Annotated in this window: 24 protein-coding genes and 1 pseudogene; 22 read left to right on the top strand and 3 right to left on the bottom strand. The window is 70.7% G+C overall.

All coding sequences use genetic code 11. The features are described from left to right. Position 1: 1 nt before the first annotated feature. From BN118_RS16070 to BN118_RS16035, 8 genes are all read left to right on the top strand, one after another. Positions 2-1198: a CaiB/BaiF CoA transferase family protein gene (locus BN118_RS16070; protein WP_003818702.1), complete on the top strand. Its 1197-nt coding sequence runs from the start codon at positions 2-4 to the stop codon at positions 1196-1198. Positions 1199-1218: 20 nt separating this feature from the next. Then, positions 1219-2022, top strand: a complete 804-nt coding sequence (locus BN118_RS16065) for an enoyl-CoA hydratase (protein ID WP_014486098.1) — start codon at positions 1219-1221, stop codon at positions 2020-2022. A gap of 80 nt (positions 2023-2102) precedes the next feature. Next, positions 2103-2399 carry a substrate-binding domain-containing protein gene (locus BN118_RS16060; RefSeq protein ID WP_019247598.1) on the top strand — a complete coding sequence of 99 codons (297 nt, stop codon included), beginning with the start codon at positions 2103-2105 and terminating at the stop codon, positions 2397-2399. Positions 2400-2429: 30 nt separating this feature from the next. Beyond that, positions 2430-2993 (top strand): ABC transporter substrate-binding protein, encoded by a 564-nt coding sequence (locus tag BN118_RS16055; protein WP_019247597.1) that lies wholly within the window; start codon positions 2430-2432, stop codon positions 2991-2993. 40 nt (positions 2994-3033) lie between these two features. Beyond that, the gene (locus BN118_RS16050; RefSeq protein ID WP_014486097.1) at positions 3034-3891 is read left to right on the top strand and encodes an ABC transporter permease; all 858 of its coding nucleotides are present in this window, start codon (positions 3034-3036) and stop codon (positions 3889-3891) included. Positions 3892-3898: 7 nt separating this feature from the next. Then, complete coding sequence (locus BN118_RS16045) at positions 3899-4648, top strand: ABC transporter ATP-binding protein (protein WP_003818698.1); 750 nt, start codon at positions 3899-3901, stop codon at positions 4646-4648. A gap of 21 nt (positions 4649-4669) precedes the next feature. Next, on the top strand, positions 4670-5542 hold the full coding sequence (locus BN118_RS16040) for a polysaccharide deacetylase family protein (RefSeq protein ID WP_003818697.1): 873 nt from the start codon (positions 4670-4672) through the stop codon (positions 5540-5542). A gap of 28 nt (positions 5543-5570) precedes the next feature. Next, positions 5571-6350 (top strand): short-chain dehydrogenase/reductase, encoded by a 780-nt coding sequence (locus BN118_RS16035; RefSeq protein ID WP_014486095.1) that lies wholly within the window; start codon positions 5571-5573, stop codon positions 6348-6350. Positions 6351-6383: 33 nt separating this feature from the next. Here the strand turns inward: BN118_RS16035 and BN118_RS16030 are convergent, their stop codons facing one another. Continuing rightward, complete coding sequence (locus tag BN118_RS16030) at positions 6384-7181, bottom strand: IclR family transcriptional regulator (RefSeq protein ID WP_014486094.1); 798 nt, start codon at positions 7179-7181, stop codon at positions 6384-6386. A 253-nt stretch (positions 7182-7434) separates the two neighbouring features. Here BN118_RS16030 and BN118_RS16025 point away from each other — a divergent pair, with 253 nt between their 5' ends. From BN118_RS16025 to BN118_RS15980, 10 genes and pseudogenes are all read left to right on the top strand, one after another. After that, entirely contained in the window at positions 7435-8628 is a 1194-nt protein-coding gene (locus BN118_RS16025) for an ABC transporter substrate-binding protein (protein WP_227914952.1), read from the top strand. A gap of 4 nt (positions 8629-8632) precedes the next feature. After that, positions 8633-9112, top strand: coding sequence for a MaoC family dehydratase (locus BN118_RS16020; protein ID WP_014906020.1), 480 nt, complete (start codon positions 8633-8635; stop codon positions 9110-9112). 16 nt (positions 9113-9128) lie between these two features. Then, positions 9129-10760, top strand: coding sequence for an acyl-CoA synthetase (locus tag BN118_RS16015; RefSeq protein WP_014906019.1), 1632 nt, complete (start codon positions 9129-9131; stop codon positions 10758-10760). A 30-nt stretch (positions 10761-10790) separates the two neighbouring features. Further along, complete coding sequence (locus tag BN118_RS16010) at positions 10791-11183, top strand: RidA family protein (protein WP_003808978.1); 393 nt, start codon at positions 10791-10793, stop codon at positions 11181-11183. Further along, a complete protein-coding gene (locus BN118_RS16005; protein WP_014486091.1) occupies positions 11177-12037 on the top strand; it encodes a branched-chain amino acid ABC transporter permease in 861 nt (286 codons plus the stop codon). Before BN118_RS16010 ends, BN118_RS16005 begins: the two co-directional genes overlap by 7 nt. Positions 12038-12040: 3 nt before the next feature. Next, entirely contained in the window at positions 12041-13003 is a 963-nt protein-coding gene (locus tag BN118_RS16000) for a branched-chain amino acid ABC transporter permease (RefSeq protein WP_003818691.1), read from the top strand. After that, positions 13000-13787 (top strand): annotated as a pseudogene (locus BN118_RS15995) (ABC transporter ATP-binding protein). The gene BN118_RS16000 and the pseudogene BN118_RS15995 overlap by 4 nt, the downstream one beginning before the upstream one ends. Beyond that, complete coding sequence (locus BN118_RS15990) at positions 13780-14469, top strand: ABC transporter ATP-binding protein (RefSeq protein ID WP_014486089.1); 690 nt, start codon at positions 13780-13782, stop codon at positions 14467-14469. Before BN118_RS15995 ends, BN118_RS15990 begins: the two are co-directional and overlap by 8 nt. A gap of 18 nt (positions 14470-14487) precedes the next feature. Further along, a complete protein-coding gene (locus tag BN118_RS15985) occupies positions 14488-15570 on the top strand; it encodes an NADH:flavin oxidoreductase/NADH oxidase (RefSeq protein ID WP_014906018.1) in 1083 nt (360 codons plus the stop codon). Between the two features lie 98 nt (positions 15571-15668). After that, positions 15669-16619 carry an IS481-like element IS481 family transposase gene (locus BN118_RS15980; RefSeq protein WP_005013747.1) on the top strand — a complete coding sequence of 317 codons (951 nt, stop codon included), beginning with the start codon at positions 15669-15671 and terminating at the stop codon, positions 16617-16619. A gap of 10 nt (positions 16620-16629) precedes the next feature. Here the strand turns inward: BN118_RS15980 and BN118_RS15975 are convergent, their stop codons facing one another. Beyond that, positions 16630-17499 (bottom strand): LysR family transcriptional regulator, encoded by an 870-nt coding sequence (locus BN118_RS15975; RefSeq protein WP_010931181.1) that lies wholly within the window; start codon positions 17497-17499, stop codon positions 16630-16632. 70 nt (positions 17500-17569) lie between these two features. Here BN118_RS15975 and BN118_RS15970 point away from each other — a divergent pair, with 70 nt between their 5' ends. The 3 genes from BN118_RS15970 to BN118_RS15960 are packed head-to-tail and all read left to right on the top strand — an operon-like array spanning position 17570 to position 19981. Then, the gene (locus BN118_RS15970; protein ID WP_010926062.1) at positions 17570-18265 is read left to right on the top strand and encodes an ankyrin repeat domain-containing protein; all 696 of its coding nucleotides are present in this window, start codon (positions 17570-17572) and stop codon (positions 18263-18265) included. Continuing rightward, the gene (locus BN118_RS15965; protein ID WP_010931179.1) at positions 18255-18764 is read left to right on the top strand and encodes a nucleoside deaminase; all 510 of its coding nucleotides are present in this window, start codon (positions 18255-18257) and stop codon (positions 18762-18764) included. The genes BN118_RS15970 and BN118_RS15965 overlap by 11 nt, the downstream gene beginning before the upstream one ends. Beyond that, on the top strand, positions 18761-19981 hold the full coding sequence (locus BN118_RS15960; protein WP_010931178.1) for an MFS transporter: 1221 nt from the start codon (positions 18761-18763) through the stop codon (positions 19979-19981). The genes BN118_RS15965 and BN118_RS15960 overlap by 4 nt, the downstream gene beginning before the upstream one ends. On the opposite strand, the gene gcvA is transcribed toward BN118_RS15960, so the two are convergent. Further along, positions 19929-20831: a transcriptional regulator GcvA gene (gene gcvA / locus BN118_RS15955; RefSeq protein ID WP_003808997.1), complete on the bottom strand. Its 903-nt coding sequence runs from the start codon at positions 20829-20831 to the stop codon at positions 19929-19931. The genes BN118_RS15960 and gcvA overlap by 53 nt on opposite strands. Before the next feature lie 140 nt (positions 20832-20971). Between gcvA and BN118_RS15950 the strand changes: the two genes are divergently transcribed. Continuing rightward, entirely contained in the window at positions 20972-21955 is a 984-nt protein-coding gene (locus BN118_RS15950; RefSeq protein WP_014906017.1) for a tripartite tricarboxylate transporter substrate binding protein, read from the top strand. Positions 21956-21986 lie beyond the last annotated feature (31 nt).

Genomic DNA, 21986 nt, shown 5'->3' with positions numbered 1-21986 from the left:
CATGCCCCAGCTATCCGCATCGCCGGCACTGCAGCGCTTCCGCGTCCTGGACCTGTCGCGCGTGCGGGCCGGCCCGACCTGTGTGCGCATGCTGGCCGATTTCGGCGCGGACGTGATCCGGATCGAACCGCCGCCGGGCGTCGATCCCAACGAGGCGATGTTCGCCGCCGACCGCTGGAGCGGCGATTTCCAGAACCTGAACCGCAACAAGCGGTCGCTGACGCTCAACCTGAAAAAGCCCGAAGGGATGGCGGTGCTCAGGCGCCTGGTGGCCGGCGCCGACGTGGTGGTGGAGAACTGGCGCCCGGACGTGAAAGCGCGCCTGGGCGTGGATTATGAATCGCTGCGCGCCATCAACCCGCGCATCATCCTGGCCAGCATTTCCGGCTTCGGGCAAAGCGGCCCGTATGCCGGCCGGCCCGGCTTCGACCAGATCGCGCAGGGCATGGGCGGCCTGATGTCGGTGACCGGGCTGCCCGGCCAGGGGCCGGTGCGCGCCGGGCTGGCGGTGGCCGATTCCAGCACCGGCCTGTACGCCGCCATCGGCATCCTGACCGCGCTGCTCGAACGCGAGCAGTCCGGGCAGGGGCAATGGGTGCATGCCTCGCTGCTGCATGCGCAGATCGCCATGATGGATTTCCAGGCGGCGCGCTACCTGAACGACGGCGACGTGCCCGCGCAGGAAGGCAACGACCATCCCACCAGCAGCCCCATGGGGCTGTTCGCCGCCAGCGACGGCATGTTCAACCTGGGCGCCTCGGGCGAAGGCAACTGGAAGCGCTTCTGCCAGGTGCTGGGGCAGACCGGGTGGTTGGCCGATCCGCGCTTCCAGACCGAGAAGCTGCGGGTGCGCAACCGGCGCGATCTCAACGCCCTGATCGGCGAGGTGTTCGCCGGCGGCACCGTGGCGCATTGGGTCGGCCTGCTCAACGAGGCCGGCGTGCCGGCCGGGCCGGTCTACACGGTGCCGCAGATGTTCGACGACGCGCAGGTGCGCCACCTGGACGTGGCGCGCCGCTGCCAAGCCTGGCAGGGCGGCGAGCGCGTGATGATCACGCAGCCGGTGACGCTGGCGCGCACGCCGGCCGACATCGCCCGCACCGCGCCGGGCTGGGGCGAGCACACCGACGAAGTGCTGCGCGAAGCCGGCTACGGCGAAGACGAAATCGACAAGCTGCGCGCGGCAGGCGCGGTCTGAACCACAAAGGAACCCGATCCATGAGCACGGACACCCATCCTCCCGGCCGCCTGGCCATCGACGACGCCGACGGGCTGCTGCGCGTGCGCATCGTCAACCCGGCGCGCTACAACGCCATGTCGCTGTCCATGTGGGAAGCGCTGGGCCAGGCGGTGCGCGACGCGCAGGGCCGCGACGATCTGCGCGCCATCGTGCTCGAAGGCGAGGGCGAGCGCGCCTTCGTGTCCGGCGCCGATATTTCCGAGTTCGCCTCGCAGCGCAAGGATCCCGCGCAGATCGCGCGCTATGACCGCGCGGTGACGCAGGCGCAGCAGGCCCTGTCCGAGAGCGCCGTGCCCACCATCGCGCTGGTGCGCGGCATCTGCATGGGCGGCGGCATGGGCCTGGCGCTGGCCTGCGACCTGCGCTATTGCAACGAGAGCGCGCGCTTTCGCATGCCGGCCGCGCGGCTCGGCCTGGGCTACGCGCTCGACGGCGTCAAGCGCATGTGCGACATGCTGGGGGCGGCGCGCGCCGCCGACCTGTTTCTTACCGCCCGCACCTTCGGCGGCGCCGAGGCCGGCCGCATCGGCCTGGCGCATGAAGTGTTCGCCGACGCCGACTTCACGCAGGCGGCGGCCGAGCGCGTGGCGGCGGTGGCGGGCAACGCGCCGCTGACGCTGCGCGCGGCGCGGCTGGCCCTGCGCCACCTGCTGGGCGGCGCGCATGCGCCGTCGGCCGACAGCGTGGACCAGGCCGTGCGGACCTGCTTCGACAGCGAGGATTACCAGGAAGGCCAGGCGGCCTTCCGCGAAAAGCGCCCACCGGTTTTCAAGGGGAGGTAGGCCCGCGCCGAACTCCCGCCATCGAACGGCCGCCCGCAGTCTGCTTTGGCCACCATGCAGCAAGCACAAGGGGAAATCGCATGAAAACGCTCCATCGGACGGCCCTGGCTGTCCTGTTTTCCGGGTATGCCGCGGTCGCCGCGGCGCAGTCCGCGCAGCCGCCGGCCGCGCCGCAGAAACAAGTGCTGACCATCGGCTATGTGAAGGTGGGCCATCTGTCGCCCATGATTTTTGTCTCCGAGCCGCTCAAGGCCTGCAACGTGGAGGTCAAGCCGGTCGAGTTCGTGCGCTATGCCGACGCGCGCACCGCGCTGCTGTCGGGCTCGATCGACGTGTCCGGCATCGGCCCGGCCGACCTGGCCATCGCGCTGGCGTAGGGCAGCGACAAGATCGTCGGCCTGGCCGGCGTGGCGTCATCGCCCAAGTACCTGGTCACGCGCAAGGGCGTGAAGATGGACGACTGGAAAGACCTGGCGGGCAAGCGCGTGGGCATCGCGCCGGGCTCGGCGGTGTGGTTCCAGTGGGCCGCCACCCTGGCCGAGAAGGGCATTCCGTACAACAGCTTCACGGCCGTCAACATCCAGGGCGGCGGCACCGCGTTCTTCGCCAAGAACCTGGAATACAGCCAGTCCAAGGCGGTGGGCGCCGAGCTTGGCCTGCTGGCGGCCACGCGCGAGGCGCTGCAGACCAAGCGCGAGGCGGTCAAGTGCTTCCTGTGGGCCTACCAGCGCGCCGAGAAGCAGCTCGAACAGGATCCCGAGGCGTTCGCCCAGGCCTATTCCAAGTACACCAACCTGCCGCTGTCGGTGACGCGCGAGTCGGTCAAGCTGATCAAGCTGGGCGGCGTGCTCGATCTCGACCAGCTGCGGCGCCAGGCCAAGACCTTCAACGAGCTGGGCGTCATCCCCAAGGATGTCAGCGGCCAGATCGACAAGGTCTGGGACCCGACGCTGGCCCGGGAAGTCAGGTAGGCATGTGGCGCGCCGGCGCGCCGGCGCCAAGGAGATGGCGGTGAGTTCTTCCATATTGAAGCGTCCCGCGGCTCCCGCGCCAGCGGCGCCGGCCGGCGCGCCGGCCGGGCGGGCCCTGCGGCGTCTCGGGCTGGGGTTGGCCGTGCCCGTGCTGATCCTCGTGGTGTGGCAATTGGTAGGGCAGTCGGCCGCGATGGCCGGCGTGGTGCCCACGCCGGTGCAGGTGGCGCGCGCCTGGTATGCGTGGATCTTCGGCGATCCGGGCATGGGGCTCAATCCCTACCAGGGCACCTGGGTCAGCAACGTGCAGTATTCCACCATGCGCGTGGCGCAGGGCTTCGCGCTGGCCATGGCCACGGGCATACCGCTGGGCCTGGCCATCGGCTGGAGCCGCCTGACCTCGCAGCTGCTGGACCCGCTCATCCAGGGACTGCGGCCGATTCCCATCACGGCCTGGCTGCCGTTCTCGATCGCGCTGTTCGGCATCCGCGACATGGGCTCGATCTTCCTGATCTTCCTGGGCGGTTTCTACGCCATCGTGGTCAACACCACGCAGGGCGCGCGCGACGTGGACCGCAACCTGGTGCGCGCGGCCAGCATGATGGGCGCCTCGTCGGGTCAGTTGATGCGCCGCGTGGTGCTGCCGGCGGCGATGCCGTCGATCTTCACCGGCTTGCGCATCGGCCTGGGCATTTCCTGGACGGCGGTGATCGTCTCGGAAATGGTGGCGGTCAAGTCGGGCCTGGGCTATGTGCTGTGGGACGCCTATTACGTGGGCCGCATGGACATCGTGCTGGCCAACATGGTGTCCATCGGCATGATGGGCTTTCTGAGCGACCGGCTCATCGTTGCCATCGAGCACCGCGTCCTGGCGTGGCGCATGCTGCAAAACCACTGAGGCCGCCATGTCGCACATCTCCGTTACGCAACTGAGCAAGACCTATCCCGGCGTCACCCCGGTGCATGCGCTGGACCAGATCGACCTGCAGGTCGCCGAGGGCGAGTTCGTCGCGCTGCTGGGGCCGTCGGGTTGCGGCAAATCGACTCTGCTCAACCTGATCGCCGGGTTCGAGGCGCCGTCGGGCGGCGAACTGCGCGTGGGCGGGGGCGCGGTCGCGCGGCCCGGCCCCGAGCGCGGCGTGGTGTTCCAGGAGGCGGCGCTGTTTCCCTGGCTCAACGTCTGGGAGAACGTGGTGTTCGGCCCAAAGATCGCCGGGCTGTCGCGGCGCGAGTACGCCGCGCGCGCCGAGGAGATGCTGGAGATCACCGGGCTGTCGGCCTTCAAGCGGCACCTGCCGGTGCAGCTGTCGGGCGGTATGCGCCAGCGCGTGGGCATCGCGCGCGTGCTGACGCTGGGCTCGAGGGTCCTGCTGATGGACGAGCCGTTCGGCGCGCTGGACGCGCAGACGCGCCTGACCATGCAGGAGCTGCTGCTGTCGGTGTGGCAGACGCTGCGCACCACGGTGGTGTTCGTCACCCACGACATCGACGAGGCCATCCTGCTGGCCGACACCATCTACGTCATGTCGGCGCGCCCGGGCCGCATCGCCACCCGCATCGAGGTGCCCATCGAGCGGCCGCGCTCGCTGGACCTGATCACCGGCGAGGTGTTCAACGGGTTGAAGCGCGAAATCCTCAAACAGATGCGGCACTGAGCCGCCACGCCGGAGCCCGCCATGGCCAACCCCCGCATTGCCCACGCCTTTCCCGACGACCGCGCGCCGTGCGCGCCGCCGGCCGGCGGGCGCATCATGGTGCACCTGGTCGTCAACGTCGAGAACTGGCGCTTCGACCAGCCCATGCCGCGCACGCTCATCACGCCACCGCATGGCCGCGAGACCGTGCCGGACGTGCCCAACTTCAGCTGGGTCGACTACGGCATGCGCGCCGGCCTGGCGCGCATGCTGCAGGCCATCGGCGAGCGCGGGCTGCCGGCCTCGACCAGCTGCAACGCCAGCGTCATCGACGCCTACCCGCGCGCGGCCGAGGCCATGCTGCGGGCCGGCTGGGAGTTCATCGGCCACGGCATGCACCAGCAGTCGCTCAACCATGGCGGCGGCGAGGCCGAGCTGATCGCGCAATGCCTGGACAAGCTGCGCGCCTTCACCGGTGCGCGCCCGCGCGGCTGGCTCAGCCCGGGCCTGCGCGAAACCGTGGATACGCCCGACATCCTGGCGGCCGCGGGGGTGGAGTACGTGTGCGACTGGGTGGTCGACGACCTGCCCAACTGGATGCGCGTCGAGCGCGGCGCGCTGATCCAGATGCCGTACAACCTGGAGCTGAACGACTCGGTGATCTACGCGGTGGAAAAGCATTCCTCGCCCGAATTCCTGCTGCGTCTGGAGCGCACCCTGGCCCTGTTCGAGCGCGAGTGCCGGCGCTGGCCGCGGGTGCTGGCGCTGGGCCTGCACCCGCACCTGATGGGCGTGCCGCACCGCTACGGCTATTTCGAGCAGATGCTGGACCTGCTGGCCGGCCACCCCGACGTGGTGTTCATGAACGGCGGCCAGATCGCGGATTGGTTCAAGTCCCAGTATCCTGCCCCCTGACGGGCCACCCTGTACAACCGGAGCACATATGGATCTGCAATTGGCGGGCAAGCGCGTATTGATCACCGGCGCTTCCAAGGGCATCGGGCTGGCCTGCGCGCTGTCGTTCGCGCGCGAGGGCGCCACGCCGGTGCTGGTCGCGCGCGACGCGCAGGCGCTGGCGCGCGCGGCCGACGCGGTGCGGGAGCAGACCGGCCAGGCGGCCGAGACCCACGCGCAGGACCTGGCGCTGCCCGGCGCCGCCCAGGCGCTGGCGGCGCGCGCCGGCGCGATCGATATCCTGGTCAACAACGCCGGCGCGGTGCCCGGCGGCGCGCTCGACCAGGTCGAGGACGAGCGTTGGCGCGCCGGCTGGGAGCTCAAGGTCCATGGCTATATCAACCTGGCGCGCGTCTACTATCCGCGCATGCGCGCCGCCGGCGCGGGCGTGATCGCCAACGTGATCGGCATGGCGGCTTCCAGCCCGCGCCACGACTACGTCTGCGGCGCCGCGGCCAACGCGGCGCTGGTGGCGTTCACCCGCGCGCTGGGCGGCGAGGGGCCGCGCCATGGCGTGCGGGTGTTCGGCGTCAACCCGTCGCGCACCCGCACCGACCGCGTGCTGGGCCTGGCGCAGCAGCGCGCCCAGGCGCGCTGGAACGATCCGGACCGCTGGCAGGAGACCCTCAGCGGCCTGCCGTTCGACCGGCTGATGGAGCCGGCCGAAGTGGCCGACGTCGTGGTGTTCGGCTGTTCGCCGCGCGCGGGCTACCTGAGCGCGACGGTGATCGACCTGGACGGCGGCGAGCAGTACCGCGGCGCCGCGTAATCCGGCGCGCCGCGTCCGCGCGGCGCCGCCGCTTCAGGACAGGCCGGCGGCGCGCGTGCTTTCGGCCGACAAGCCGGCCGACAGGCCGCTGGCCATGCGCGCCGCGTAGGCCATCATGCGCTCGGCGGCGCGTTCCACGCCCAGCGCCATGACCCGGTTCATCGGGCCGGTCAGGCCCAGGCTGTACAGCCCGGCCGCGCCGCCCACCTCGATGGGCACGGCCACGGCCGCCAGCCCTTCGTCGATTTCGCCGATGCACGTCGCCACGCCCGACTGGCGGATCGCCGCGTATTCCTCCAGCAAGCGCTCCTTGGACAGATTGGTCTGCGGCGTCAGCTTCTCGAACGGCTCGCGCAAGGCGCGCTTGAGCGTGGCGGCGTCCTGGAAGGCCAGGATGGCCTTGGCCGAGGCGGCCGCGTTGGGGTGCATTTCGTAGCCCGGCAGGATGAAGCCGCGCCAGGGCGTCTCGGGCGCCTCGAACGCGATCGTGCGCACCGAGGCGCCTTCGAGCCGCGCCACGAAAGCGGTTTCGCCCATCTCCTGGGTCAGCTCGCGCAGGAAGGGCCGCAGGATGGCCACCACCCATTGCGCGTCGGCGCTCATGAACGCCAGCTTGCGCAGGCGCGGGCCGGTCACGTAGGTGGCCGAGCCGGGGCTGCTGGTGGCGGCCAGCTCCAGTTCCTGCAGGGTCTTGATCAGGCGGTGCGCGCTGGCCTTGGGCAGCTCGATCATCGCCGACAGTTCGCTCAGCGCCAGGCCGTCCGGGAACGCGGTCAGCAGTTCCAGCATGCGGATATAGCGTTCGAGCGGGGGAAGTTTCTCTGTAGCCATGGGTTCGGATAGGAACGCCCGCGCGGGCGGGCCGGAAGGGTTCTGGTCTGGCCGCGCAGCGTACCCCTTCTGGGGCGGCATTGGTGCAAACACCAATGTTCTCACGTCGGCTCTGTTCTTATCATAATCGAAAATAGAGACAAAGTTCCGAAAATCGAGACTTATTTTTTTCAGGGGGCGGCCCGGCCGGACGCACCTGGTTTTCGAAGCGCAACCCATGCGCCGCCCGCGGCGCCACCCTAGCGAGGACCTTATGCTTCCCACTTCCCTCATGCGCCGCCTGGCGCTCGTCGCCCTGCCGCTGGCCCTGGCGGCCGGCATGGCGCCCACCGCCGCCGAACCCGGCGTGACTGCCGACAGCCTCAAGATCGGCATCCTGGGCAGCCTGACCGGCCCGTTCGCCATCTTCGGCTCGGGCAACCTGGCCGGCGCCACGCTGGCCTTCGAGCAGGCCAACGCCGCCGGCGGCATCCACGGCCGCAAGCTGGAGTGGCTGTCGCTGGACGACGAGTCCTCGCCGCCCAAGGGCATCGCGGCCTACAAGCGGCTGGTCGGCCCCGAGCAGGTGTTCGCCGTGTTCGGCCCGTCGGCCAGCGCCGTGGGCCAGGCCATGGTGCAGACCTTCAAGACCTCGACCACGCCGACGTTCATCTCGGTGTTCTCCACGCCCATCGTCACCGACCCGCCGCTGCCCAATGTGTTTCGCACCGGGCCGATGAACGACCGCGAGCAGGGCGTGGCCATCGCCAACTACGCGCTCGACCACCTCAAGGCCAAGCGCGTGGCGCTGATCCGCCAGTCGGACGAGTACGGCAAGAGCGGCGGCGAAAGCGTGCTGCAGCGCCTGAAGGCGCGCGGCGCCGAGCCCGTGGCGCTGGAAGTGTTCAACGTGTACGACACCGACTTCAACGCGCAGCTGACCAAGATCGCCGCGGCCAGGCCCGATGTGCTGGTGGTGTACGGCTATCCCAACCCCTCGGCCATCATCACGCGCCAGGCGCGCCAGCTGGGCGTGCAGGGCGTCGTCCTGGGCTCGAACTCGGCCGGCAGCCGCAAGTATCCGGAGATCGTCGGCAAGGCCGCGGCCGGCACGCAGAACATCATGACGCTGGAGATCCTGCCCGAGTCGTCCAGCACGCCGCAGGCGCAGGCCTTCCGCGAGGCGTTCGTGGCGCGCTTCCCGGACCTGGCGCGCCAGGGGCGTCCGGACCTGGGCGGCGCGCTCGGCTACGGCGGCGCGCTGGCGTTCCTGGAAGGCATCAAGCGCGCCGGCGCGCAGCCCACGCAGCAGGGCCTGGTCAAGGCGCTGGAGTCGCTGCAGGGCTTCCGCTGCCCACCACCTTCGGTCCCGGCGTACGCGAGGGCAACCGCGCCACGCGCATCGTGGAGGTCGGCGACGATCTGTCGCGCAGCATCCTGCCCATCGTGGTCAGCGTCGATGGCGTGAAGCAATGAACACGGCCACCCAGGACGGGCAATCCGCCCAGCTGTACGGCGTGGACCTGCGTCCCGGGCTGGCCAGCCATGGCTCGCCCGCGACCATCACCCGCACCGAGAACCTCGGCTTCGCCGCGCTCACCGGCGACAGCCATCCCATCCACTACGACGAGGCGTTCGCGGCGCGCACGCGCCATGGACGCTGCGTGGTGCACGGGCTGCTGCTGGCCTCGCTGGGCGCGTTCGGCGCCACGCCGCTGTCGCGCCGGATCGAGGACGCCATGGTCGCCTTCGTCGACAGCCAGTTCTCCTTCCTGAAGCCGGTCTTCATCGGCGATACCGTCACCAGCCATTTCGAGGTGGCGCAGATCGAGCACAAGCCGGCGCGCAACCTGTCGCTGCTGCGCTTCGACATGTGGCTGACCAACGACGCGGGCGACACCGTCATGCAAGGCAAGCACACGTACCTGGTCCGGATGCAACCGGACACCTGACAGAGGATCACCAAGCATGACTCCCGAATACACCGCCGCGCTTGAACGGTTCGACTGGCGCGCGGTACGCGGCGCGCTGGGCTGGGGCGAAGCCCACGCCGTGGACCTGGCGCACGCCATCATCGACCGCCATCGCGACAGCGGGCGCACGGCGCTGGTCTTCATCGACCAGCAGGGCTGCGAGTCGCGCCACTCGTACGCGGAACTGGCCGAGCAAAGCGACCGCGCCGCCAACCTGCTGGCCCGGCTGGGCGTGCGGCCGGGCGACCGCGTGGCGGGCTTGCTGCCGCGCGGCCCGGAAATCCTGGTCGCGATGCTGGCGGCCATCAAGATCGGCGCGATCTACGTACCCATCTTCACCGGTTTCAAGCGCGACGCCATCGAATACCGCCTGGGCCATAGCGGCGCGCGCGTGGTCTTCGCCCACGCGGCGCTGCGCGGCCAGTTGTCGGCCGTGCTGCCGGGCCAGGCGCGCTGCGTGACCGTGGCGGCAGGCGCCGCCGACACGGCCGCGGGCGATATCGATTTCGCCGCGGCGCTGCGCGAGGCCGAGCCGCGCTTCGCGGCGCAGCCGCGCGAGCGCGAGGACATCGCCGCGCTGATCTATACCTCGGGCTCGACCGGCCGGCCCAAGGGCGGCGCCATCGCGGTCAACTTCCTGGCCGCGGTCTGGCCCTACCTGACCTACGGCGCGGACATGCGCGCCGACGACGTGGTCTGGCCCACCGGCGATCCGGGCTGGGGATACGGCTTCGTGTGCTATCTGGGCGCGCTGGCCATGGGGGCGACCATTGTGTCGCTGGCGGCCAATCCGACGCCCGAGGTGTGCCTGGATGTGCTGGCGCGCCAGCGGGTCAGCAACTTCGCGACCACGCCTACCCTGTTGCGCGGCGTGATGGCGCTGGGCATGGACGCCGTGCGCGCGCGGCCCAACGCGGTGCGGGCCATATCCAGCTGCGGCGAGCCGCTCAACGGCGAGGTGGTGGAATTCTTCCAGCAGGCCTGGGGCCGCACGCCGATGGACCATTTCGGCGCCACCGAGTACGGCCTGCCGGTGGGCAACTTCAATGCGGTCGCGGTGCCGGCCAAGGCCGGCTCCATGGGCCTGCCGTTTCCCGGCTACGAGATCGCCGTGCTGGACGACGCCGGCCAGCCGCTGGCCGGCGCGCACGCCAGCGGCTGGCTGGCCAAGCGCCGCAGCGCCGACCGGCTGTACTGGAGCCATTACTGGGACGACGCCGGCGCCACCGCCGAACTGGAGCGCGGCGAGTGGATCGTCACCGGCGACCTGGCGCACCGCGACGCCGAGGGCTACTACTGGTTCGACGGCCGCGCCGGCGACATGATCAAGAGCGCGGGCTATCGCATCGGCCCGTTCGAAGTCGAGAGCGCCCTGCTGGCCCACGGGGCGGTGGCCGAGGCGGCCGTGGTCGGCGTGCCCGACGCCCTGCGCGGCGAACTGGTCAAGGCCTACATCGTGCTGCTGCCCGGCCATGCGGCCAGCCCGCGGCTGGCCGAGGAGATCCAGCTGTTCGTCAAGACCCACTGCGGCGCGCACCTGTACCCGCGCATCGTCGAGTTCGTGCCCGACCTGCCCAAGACCGACACCGGCAAGATCCAGCGCTTCGCGTTGCGCCAGCGCGCCTAGGGCCTTGCAACCACTACGAGGAAATCCAGCATGTCCAGAATCGAAGCCATCGTTCCCTATCCCTGGCATCCCGGCTACACGTACTCGCCGGCGGTGCGCATCGGCAATACCGTCTACCTGTCGGGCACCACCGCGACCGACGAGCAGGGCAACCTGGTCGGCCCGGGCGACATCGAAGCCCAGACCCGGCAGATCTACCGCAAGTTCGACCTCATCATGCGCAGCGTGGGCGGGTCGCTGCGCGACATCGTCGAGACCACCGACTACGTGCTGTCGCTGGACGAGTACCGCAAGACCGCGCGCGTGCGCCGCGAAGTGTTCGGCGATCCCTGGCCGGCGGCCACCGGCGTCGTGGTGGCCGGCCTCATCCGCCCCGACGCGCTGATCGAGATCAAGGCCATCGGAGTGCTGCCATCATGTTGATGCAAATCCTGATCGGCTCGCTCACGGCCGGCGCGGTCTACGCGCTGGTCGCGCTCGGGTTCGTGCTGATCTACAAGGGCACCGGCGTGGTGCACTTCGGCTACGGCGAGCAACTGACCTTCGGCGCCTACATGGCGCTGATCGGCCAGTCGCTGCTGGGGCTGCCGTTCGGCCTGGCGCTGCTGTTCGCGCTGGCGGCCTCGGCGCTGCTGGGCTGGCTGATCTTCGGCCTGTTCGCCGGGCCGCTGCGCCACGCCACGCTGTGGACCCGCATCATCGCCACCCTGGCCATCGGCATCGCGCTGCGCGAGGGGCTGCGAGCCTACATGGGGCCGACCGCCTGGCCGTTCCCGTTCCTGCTGTCGCAGCAGGCCTTCGAGGTGGGCGGCATCTACCTGGTGCCCGCCATCCTCGCGATCGCCGGCATCGCGGTGCTCATCCTGGCGGCCCTGTTCCTGGAGCGCACCCTGCGCGGCAAGGCGATCCTGTCGGCGTGCGAGAACCGCACAGGCGCCAGCCTGGTCGGCATCCGCGTCTCGCGCGTGTACCTGACCATCTGGATCCTGGCCTCGCTGCTGGCGGCGGTGGCCGGCATCCTGATCGCGTCGCAGCTCACGCTCTCGCCCGACATGGGCATCATCGCCATCAAGGGCTTCACGGCGGCGGTCATCGGCGGCTTTGCCAGCCTGCCCGGCGCGGTGCTGGGCGGGCTGCTGCTGGGCGTGCTCGAAGGCCTGGCCGGCGCGTACGTGTCCAGCGCCATGAAGGACGTCATCAGCTACGCCGTGCTCATCCTGGTGATGCTGCTGATGCCGCACGGGCTGTTTGGAAAACTCATCGTCAAAAAGGTGTAGAACATGCTTGCGAAAAAACTGCTGGCGTACGCCGCGGCCGCGTTGCTGTTCGGCCTGGCCTATCGATACCTGCCCGAGTACCAGCTCTACCAGGTCAGCCTGATCGCCGCCACGGCCATCATCGTGCTGGGCCTGGTCGTGGTGTGCGGCATCGCGGGCCAGATCTCGCTGGGCCAGGCCGCCTTCGTGGCGCTGGGCGGCTATGGCGCCGCCATCCTGGCCACGCGCCTGGGCGTGCCGCTTTACGCCGGCATACCGCTGGCGGCCGCGGCATGCGCGCTGCTGGGCTACCTGCTGGGCCTGGCCACGCTGCGCGTGTCGGGCCACTACCTGGCGCTGGCTACCATGGCGGTGACGGCTATCGTGCAGCTGGCCGTCATCAACCTCGACGACCTGACCGGCGGCGCGGCGGGCATGCCCATGCCGCCGCTGGAGATCGCCGGCCACGTGCTGGACAACGGCGCCTCGCTGTACCTGGTGATCGTGCCGGTGTTCGCGCTGTCGTATGCGCTGGTGCGCAACCTCATGCGCTCGCGCATCGGGCGCGCCTTCGGCGCGGTGCGCCAGGGCGAGATCGCGGCGGCCGCGATGGGCGTGAACGTGCTGCACTACAAGGCCAGCGCGTTTGCCGCCAGCGGGTTCCTCGGCGCGCTGGGCGGCGGGCTGCTGGGCGCGCTGTCGTCCTATCTCGATCCGTCGCAGTACGGCATCACGCAGACGGTGTATTACCTGGCCATCGCGGTGGTGGGCGGCATGGCCAGCCCGCTGGGCGCGCTGATCGGCAGCGCCATCTTCGTGTTCATCCCCGAAGTGCTGCAGGGCCTGCAGTCGTACCTGGGCCTGGTGTTCGCGCTCCTGCTGCTGGCCTTCATCATGCTGCGCCCGGCCGGGCTGGCCAGTTTCATCGTGCGCCCGCGCCCCGCGCCGGCCGCGCTTTCCACCGCGCCCGGGGAGGCGAGCAAATGACCCATCCCATTCTCGAGGTGGCGCGCGTCACCATGCGCTTCGGCGGCATCGTGGCCCTCAACGACGTCAGCCTGCAGGTGCGCCAGGGCGACATCCACGCGGTCATCGGTCCCAACGGCGCGGGCAAGAGCACGCTGCTCAACGTCATCACCGGCATCTACCGTCCGACCTCGGGCGCGGTGCGCCTGCAGGGCGGGCAGCTCGATCGCCTGCCGCCGCATCGCATCTGCCGCCTGGGCGTGTGCCGCACCTTCCAGAACACCGAGCTGTTCGGCGAGATGTCGGCGCTGGAGAACGTGCAGGTGGGTTTCCACCTGGCGCCGCCGTACGGCATGGCCGGCGCGCTGCTGCACGGCCCGCGCTACGCGCGCGGCGAACGCGCCCTGCGCGCGCAGGCCATGGAGCTGCTGGAGCTGGTCGGGCTGGCGCAGGACGGCGACACGCCGGCCGCCGCGCTGCCGTTCGGCAAGCAGCGCCGGCTGGAGGTGGCGCGCGCGCTGGCCACCGGCCCAGCCTGCTGCTGCTGGACGAACCGGCGGCGGGACTGCGCGCCGCCGAGATCGAAGGGCTCAACGACATCCTGCTGCGCGTGCGCCGCGAGCGCGGCCTGTCCATCCTGGTGATCGACCACGTCATGGCGCTGGTGATGAAGATCTCCGACCGCATCACGGTGCTGAACTTCGGCCAGAAGATCGCCGAGGGCCGGCCCGAGGAAGTGCGCCGGTCGCCGGCGGTCATCAAGGCTTATCTTGGGGAAAGGGGGCGCGATGCTGTCCTTGCATAACGTAGACGCCGGATACGGCGGCAAGACGGTCCTGAAGTCGGTCAGCCTGACGGTGCCGCAGGGCGCCATCGTGACCCTGCTGGGGGCCAACGGCGCGGGCAAGAGCACCACGCTCAAGGCCATCGTGGGCCTGGTGCAGCCCACGGCCGGCGCGATCGAGCTCGATGGCGCGCCCATGCCCAACCGGCGCGCCGACCAGGCGCTGGCCGCCGGCGTGGCGCTGGTGGCCGAGCAGCGCGAGCTGTTCCCCAGCATGAGCGTGGCCGACAACCTGCTGCTGGGCGGCTACCTGCAGCGCGACCGGGCGCAGGCGCGGCGCGACTACGAGTCGCTGCTGGACCAGTTTCCGCGCCTGCGCGAACGCGCGGCGCAGCCGGCCCGCACGCTGTCCGGCGGCGAGCAGCAGATGCTGGCGATCGCCCGCGCGCTGATGGCGCGGCCCAGGCTGCTGCTGCTCGACGAGCCTTCGCTGGGCCTGGCGCCGCAACTGGTGGACGACATGTTCCGCATCATCCGCCAGATCAACGCCAACGGCGCCACCATCCTGCTGGTGGAGCAGAACGTGGCGCTGGCGCTGGACGCGGCATCGTACGGGTACGTCATGGAGACCGGCGCGATCACGCTGGCGGGGCCGGCCGCCGAGCTGGCGCATTCCGAGGCCATACGCGCCTCCTATCTCTGATTTCGCCCGGAGGAAAGCATGTCGGCATTGTTCTCTGCCTTGCAGATCGGCGCCCTGGAGCTGCCCAACCGTATCGTGGTGTCGCCCATGTGCCAATACTCGGCGCGCGAGGGCCAGGCCAACGAGTGGCATATGCAGCATCTGATGCAACTGGCCCTGTCGGGCGCCGGCCTGGTGATGGTCGAGGCCACCGCGGTCGAGCCGCGCGGGCGCATCAGCCACGGCTGCCTGGGCCTGTATTCCGACGCGACCGAGGCGGCGCTGGCGCGGGTGCTGGCCGCCGCGCGCGCCGTGGCCGCGCCGCATGCGCGCCTGGGCATCCAGCTGGCCCATGCCGGGCGCAAGGGGTCGGCCGATGCGCCCTGGCTGGGCGACCGGCCCCTGGCGCCGCAAGCCGGCGCCTGGCGCTGCGTGGCGCCGTCGGCCACGCCGTTCGCCGAGGGCTGGCCGACGCCGCAGGCGCTGGACGAGGAGGGCATCGCCGGCGTGATCGAGGCCTTCGGCGCGGCCGCGCGGCGCGCGGCCCGGCTGGGATTCGACGTGGTCGAGCTGCACGCCGGGCACGGCTACCTGCTACACCAGTTCCAGTCGCCGCTGGCCAATGCGCGCACCGACGCCTGGGGCGGGACGGCGGCCGCGCGCCAGCGCCTGGCGCTGGCGGTGGCGCGACGCATGCGCGAGGCCCTGCCGGCCGGCTGCGTGCTGGGCGCGCGCATCACCGGCACTGACTGGCTGCCCGGCGGCCTGGACATCGAGGATGCGGTGTCGCTGGCCGGCCAGCTGCGCCAGGCCGGCGTGGACTATGTGTGCGTGACCAGCGGTTTCGTGGTGCGCGGGGCGCGCATTCCGTTCGGCCCCGGCTACCAGGCCGGCCTGGCCGAGCAAGTGCGCCGCCGCACCGGCATGCCGGTGCGCGCGGTCGGCGGCATCGCCGATCCGCGCCAGGCGCAGGCCATCATCGAGACGGGGCAGGCCGACCAGGTGGCGCTGGCGCGCGCGTTCCTGGCCGATCCGCGCTGGGTGTGGCGGGCCGCCGAGACCTTGGGCGCGCCGGCCTATTATGCGCCGCAGTACCGGCTGGGCGCCGGGCTGCGGGCCTAGCTGTGAAGATTCAATAGGTTGTATGCATGGTTCATCCGAACCGGATTTGAGAAACTGGAAATCGCCACCCCCCCAGTTCACTCAAGGAGCCCGGCCGGATGAACACCCATAAGCATGCCCGATTGACCTTCCTACGTCGACTCGAAATGGTCCAGCAATTGATCGCCCATCAAGTTTGTGTGCCTGAAGCGGCCCGCGCCTATGGGGTCACCGCGCCGACTGTGCGCAAATGGCTGGGCCGCTTCCTGGCTCAGGGCCAGGCGGGCTTGGCCGATGCGTCCTCGCGCCCGACGGTCTCGCCCCGAGCGATTGCGCCGGCCAAGGCGCTGGCTATCGTGGAGCTGCGCCGCAAGCGGCTGACCCAAGCGCGCATCGCCCAGGCGCTGGGCGTGTCAGCCAGCACCGTCAGCCGCGTCCTGGCCCGCGCCGGTCTGTCGCACCTGGCCGACCTGGAGCCGGCCGAGCCGGTGGTGCGCTACGAGCATCAGGCCCCCGGCGATCTGCTGCACATCGACATCAAGAAGCTGGGACGTATCCAGCGCCCTGGCCACCGGGTCACGGGCAACCGACGCGATACCGTTGAGGGGGCCGGCTGGGACTTCGTCTTCGTGGCCATCGATGACCACGCCCGCGTGGCCTTCACCGACATCCACCCCGACGAGCGCTTCCCCAGCGCCGTCCAGTTCCTCAAGGACGCAGTGGCCTACTACCAGCGCCTGGGCGTGACCATCCAGCGCTTGCTCACCGACAATGGCTCGGCCTTTCGCAGCCGCGCCTTCGCCGCGCTGTGCCATGAGCTGGGCATCAAGCACCGCTTTACCCGACCTTACCGCCCACAGACCAATGGCAAGGCCGAACGCTTCATCCAGTCGGCCTTGCGTGAGTGGGCTTACGCTCACACCTACCAGAACTCCCAACACCGAGCCGATGCCATGAAATCCTGGCTACACCACTACAACTGGCATCGACCCCACCAAGGCATCGGGCGCGCTGTACCCATCTCCAGACTCAACCTGGACGAATACAACCTATTGACAGTTCACACCTAGCGCGCCGGCATCAGGCCTGGTTCATGGCCGCGGCGCGCCGCCCGCAATGGGCGGCCAGGGCGTCGCGCAGGTCGCGTCCGGCCGCGCCCAGCCGGGCGCGTGCGTACAGCCCCAGCTGCAGGCCGTCGACCGCCGGGAAACCGTCGCGCTTGCGCAGCACCCGCAGCTCGCCGCCGGCGCTGGCCGCCGGCATCAGGCTTACGCCCAGTCCGGCGCCGACCGCCGCTACCAGGCCGGCCAGGCTGGTGCTGGCGTAGCGGATATGCCAGGGCCGGCCGCTAGCTTCCAGCGTGCGCGTCATCTCCTGGCGGTACAGCGCGCCGGCCGGGAACACCGCCAGCGGCACCGCCTCGCCGGCGGGCAGGGTGGGGCCGTCGCGCGCGGCCACCCAGCACAGCGGCTCGGGCCAGTGCGCCTGGCAGTCCGCGTCCACCTCCCATTGCTTGACCAGCAGCAGGTCGAGCTCGCCATCGCGGTAGCGCCGCAGCAGCTGGTGGCTCAGGCCGCTGTCGAATTCCAGCCGCAGCAGCGGATAGCGCGCCAGCAGCGGCGCGAGCACGGGCATCAGCGCCGCGCCCATGAAGTCCTCCGGCGCGCCCAGCCGCAGCACGGCGTTGCCCTGGGCCGCGGCCACGCTTTCGCGCGCCTCGTCGGCCAGCCGCAGGATGCTGCGCGCATAGCCCAGCAGGCGCTCGCCTTCCTCGGTGGGCAGCACGTGGCGCTGGCCGCGGTCCAGCAGCCGGCAGCCCAGGTTTTCCTCCAGGCGGATCACGTGCTGGCTGACCGTGGACTGGGTCAGGTGCAGGTGTTCGCTGGCGCGCGTGAAGTTGCCGGTATCCACCACCGTGACGAAGCTGCGCAGCAGTACGGGATCGAGCATCGCGTTTCCCACTGATATTCATTAAACCAATTAATTTCATAATACTTGAACAAACCCCGATACTGGCAGCATGTTCAAGCAAGGAGGATTGGGTATGCCCATCATCCGGTTTTATCGATGCTGGCTGGCCGCGTGTCTGGTGTCGCTGGGCGGCGCGTCCGTGGCGGCCGGCGATGCCGGCCAGGCGCTGCTGCAGGCGGCCGCCGACGGCGACGCGGCGCGCGTGAAGACATTGCTGGCCGGCGGCGCGCCGCTGGAGGCGCGCGACGCGCAAGGCAATACGCCGCTGCTGCGCGCCACGCAGGGCAACCATGCCGAGGCGGCCGGCGCGCTGATCGAGGCCGGCGCCGACGTCAACGCGCAGAACGGCATCCAGGACAGCGCCTACCTGCTGGCCGGCGCGCGCGGCTACCGCGCAATCCTGGCCCTGACCCTGGCGCACGGCGCCGACCTGAAAAGCACCAACCGCTACGGCGGCACGGCGCTCATTCCGGCCTGCGAGCGCGGCCATGTCGAAGTGGTCGACATGCTGCTGCGCGCCGGAGTCGACCCCGACCACGTCAACCGGCTGGGCTGGACCGGCCTGCTCGAAGCCATCATCCTGGGCGACGGCGGCACGCGCCACCAGGCCATCGTGGCGCGCCTGATCGAGGGCGGCGCCGACGTGAACCTGGCCGACGGCGATGGCGTCTCGCCCCTGCGCCACGCCCGCCAGCGCGGCCAGGCCGCCATCGTCCAACTGCTGGAGGCCGCCCATGCGCGCTAATTCGAACTCGAACCCGGGCGCCGCGACGCCGGACGACGACGCCCTGTTGCGCGAAGCGATCGCGCTGGCGCGCGCCAACGCGCGCGCCGGCGGCCGGCCGTTCGGCGCGCTGGTGGCCAAGGACGGCGTGGTGCTGGCGCGCGGCGTCAATCGCATGCTGGCCGACCACGATCCGACCGCGCATACCGAGTTGCTGGCGCTGCGCGAGGCGGGCAGGGCGCTGCGCTCGGCGCGGCTGGACGGCTGCGTGGTCTACGCCAGCGGCCAGCCTTGCCCGATGTGCCTGGCGGCCATGCGCATGAGCGGCGTGGCGCGCGCGGTCTACGCCTATTCCAACGAGCAGGCCGAGCCCTATGGCCTGTCCACCGCGGCGCTGGCCGTCGAGCTGGCGTTGCCGCCGCAGCGCCAGCCCGGCTTCGCCTTCGAGCACCGGCCCGGCGCCGCCGCGCCGGATGCCGACTTGTACCGCGAGTGGCAGGACGGGCCGCAAGCGCCATGACGGCCCCGCGCTTGGGCGCCGCGCCGCGCGCCTGGGCCATGCTGGCGCTGGTGGCGCTGATCGGCCTGAACCTGCGTCCCTTCCTGACCGGCCCCGGCACGGTGCTGGCCGGCATCGAAGCCGACACCGGGCTGGGCCACCTGGGCGCGTCCATGCTGACCGTGCTGCCCATGCTGCTGATGGGCGTGGGCGCCTTCCTCGCGCCCGCGGTCCAGGCGCGCGTGGGCACGCGGCGCGGCGTGCTGGCCGCGCTGCTGGCGCTGGCCCTGGGGTCGGCGCTGCGGCTGGCGGCCTGGGACGGCGCGCTGCTGGTCGCCACCGCCGCGCTGTGCGGCCTGGGGGTGGCCTACATCCAGGCGGTGTTTCCCGGCGTGATCAAGGACCGCTTCCCCGGCCGCATGGCCGCCGTCATGGGCGTGTACTCGGCCATGATGATGGGCGGCGGCGCGCTCGGCGCGCGGCTGACCTCGCGGCTGGCCGGGGGCGCCGGCGACTCGTGGCGCGCCGCCCTGGCCTGGCTGGCCGTGCCGGCGCTGATCGCCTTCGCCGCGGCCTGGCGCCACCTGGCCGAGACGCCGGCGGCGCGGCGCGATGGCGCGCTGGCCGGCACGCTGATGCGCCGGCCGCGCACCTGGCTGCTGATCGCGGCGTTCGGGCTGGTCAACGGCGGCTATTCGTCGATGGTGGCGTGGCTGGCTCCGGCCGTGCAGGCGCAGGGCTGGAGCATCGCGCAAAGCGGCGACCTGATGGTGGCCATGACCATCGCGCAGGCCGCCGCGGCGCTCACGCTGCCGGCCCTGGCCGCGCGCCGCCCCGACCGCCGGCCGTGGCTGTACGCGACGCTGGCGATGCAGGCGATGGGCTTTGCCGGCATGGCGTTCTGGCCGGCGGCGGCGCCGCTGGCCTGGGCGCTCATCGGCGGCGCCGGCCTGGGCGGCTGCTTCGCCCTGACCTTCATCGCCGCGCTCGATCACTTTTCGCAGGCCGAGCCGGCCGGCGTGCTGGCCGCCCTGATGCAGGGCGGAGGCTTTCTCATCGCCGGGCTGGCGCCGTTCGCGGTCGCGGCGCTGCGCGCGGCCACCGGCGGCTGGACGATGCACCTGGCGTGCGTGGCGATCGCGTGCCTGCTGATCCAGCGGCTCGATCCCGCCAGCTATGCCCAGGTCATGGCGGCGCAGCCTGGCGCGGCAGCGACACGTCGCGCACCCAGCGCCTGAAGGTATCGAGCGCCGGCGAGCGGCGCTTGTAGCCCTCGGGCGGCAGCACGAAGTAATAGGTGTAGTCGCCCTGGTCCACGCTCAGGTCGAAGGGCGTGACCAGGCGGCCCTCCTGCAGGTCTTTGTCGATCAGGGCCTTCTGCGCGATGGCGATGCCATAGCCCTCCAGGGCGGCCTCGTAGGCCAGCGCCGACGATTCGTATTTCATGCCGCGGTGCACGTCCACGTGTTCGACGCCGGCCGCGCCCAGCCACGCCACCCAATCGTCGGGCCTGCCGAACACGTGCAGCAGCGTCTCGTCGGCCAGGTCGGCCGGGGTGCGCAGCGCGCGGGCCTTGTGCGGCGCGCAGACCGGGATGAGCTCGTTGCGGATCAGCATGTGGCTGAGCAGGCCCTTCCACTGGCCGCGCCCCAGCATCACGCCGGCGTCCAGGTCTTCGCGTTCGAAGTCGGGCGGCGTCAGCGAGGTGTGCAGCTTGACGTCGATGTGCGGGTGCGCGGCATGGAAGCGGGCCAGCCGCGGCAGCAGCCAGCGCATTGCGATGCTGTGCGGCGCGCGCACGGTGAAGACCGCGCGCTGGCGCGGCTTGGCCGCCTCCGAGGTGGCGCGCCGCACCTCCACCAGGGCCTTGGAGATATCGCCCAGGTACTGGTGGCCGATGGTGGTGAGGACGACGCCGCGATGCTGCCGGATGAACAGCTTGCGGCCCAGGTGTTCTTCCAGCAGCCGGATTTGCCGGCTGACCGCCGACGGGGTGACGCACAGCTCGGCGGCCGCCTCGGTGATGCTGCACAGCCGGCCCGCTACCTCGAACGTCCGCACTGCATTGAGAGGCGGCAAACCATCCATGCCCGATCCCGCGTTCGCTTAAGAAAATGTAAACCATCCTAGCGATAAAGTCGTTTGAGCGCAATGTCGCCAACCCTCACTATGGCCCCGCATCCGGCGCCGTCGGCAGCCGGACGATCACAAGCACAAAGGGGGTTCAAATGAGTCGTGGATTGAGGCTTGCCTGCGCCAGATGGCTGCTGGCCTGCATGGCGCCGCTGGCGGGCGCGGCGGCCGTGGCCGAAACGTATCCGGCGCGCCCGGTCACCATCGTCGTGCCGACCACCGCGGGCGGCACGGCGGACATCCTGGCCCGCCTGATCGGGCCCAAGCTGACCGCGCTGTGGGGCCAGCCTGTGGTGGTGGAAAACCGCTCGGGCGCCGGCACGCTGATCGACACCGAGTTCGCCGCGCGCGCCCAGCCCGACGGCTATACGCTGATGATCACCTACTCGGAGCTGGCGACCTTGCCGGCGCTGAACAAGAACGCGCGCATCGACGTGGTCAAGGACCTCACGCGGGTGGGCAAGATCGGCAGCCTGCCGGTGCTGATCCTCGAGCATCCGTCGATGCCGGCCAACACCATGGACGAGCTGGTCGCCCGCCTGCGCGCGGACCCCGGCAAGTATTCGTATGCCTCCAACGGCATCGGCTCGGCGCTGCAGCTCTACACCGAGATGTTCCGCCAAGCGGCCAAGGTCGACATCATGCACGTGCCGTACCGCGGCGCGCTGGAAGCCTCGCGCGCCGTGCTGGGCGGCGAGGTGGACCTGCTGGTGCAGCTGGGCAATGGCAACGTCATCGGCTACGTGACCAGCGGCAAGGCCAAGGCCTATGCCGTGGCCTCGCCGCAGCGGCTGGCCGCGCTGCCCGACGTGCCGACCACCGCCGAGGCCGGCCTGCCCGGGCTGCAGCTGGAGGCATGGTACGGCCTGTTCGCGCCGGCCGGCCTGCCGCCCGAGCGGGTGGAGAAACTGAACCGCGACCTGGCCACGGTGCTGGCCATGCCGGATATCCGCGATCGCCTGGTGTCGTTCGGCATGCAGGTGCAGCCCGGCACGCCGCAGCAGTTCGACGCGTTCTTCCATGACGAATACCAGCGCTGGACGCGTCTCATCGAAGACGCCGGCATACAGATCAACTGAGCCGGCCGACCGCCTGGTTCATTACCCAGGA

It is taken from the genome of Bordetella pertussis 18323, assembly GCF_000306945.1.
GTDB lineage: Bacteria > Pseudomonadota > Gammaproteobacteria > Burkholderiales > Burkholderiaceae_B > Bordetella > Bordetella pertussis.
The sequence above is the reverse complement of the archived record's forward strand: the minus strand, read 5'-3'. Positions and strand labels throughout refer to the sequence as shown.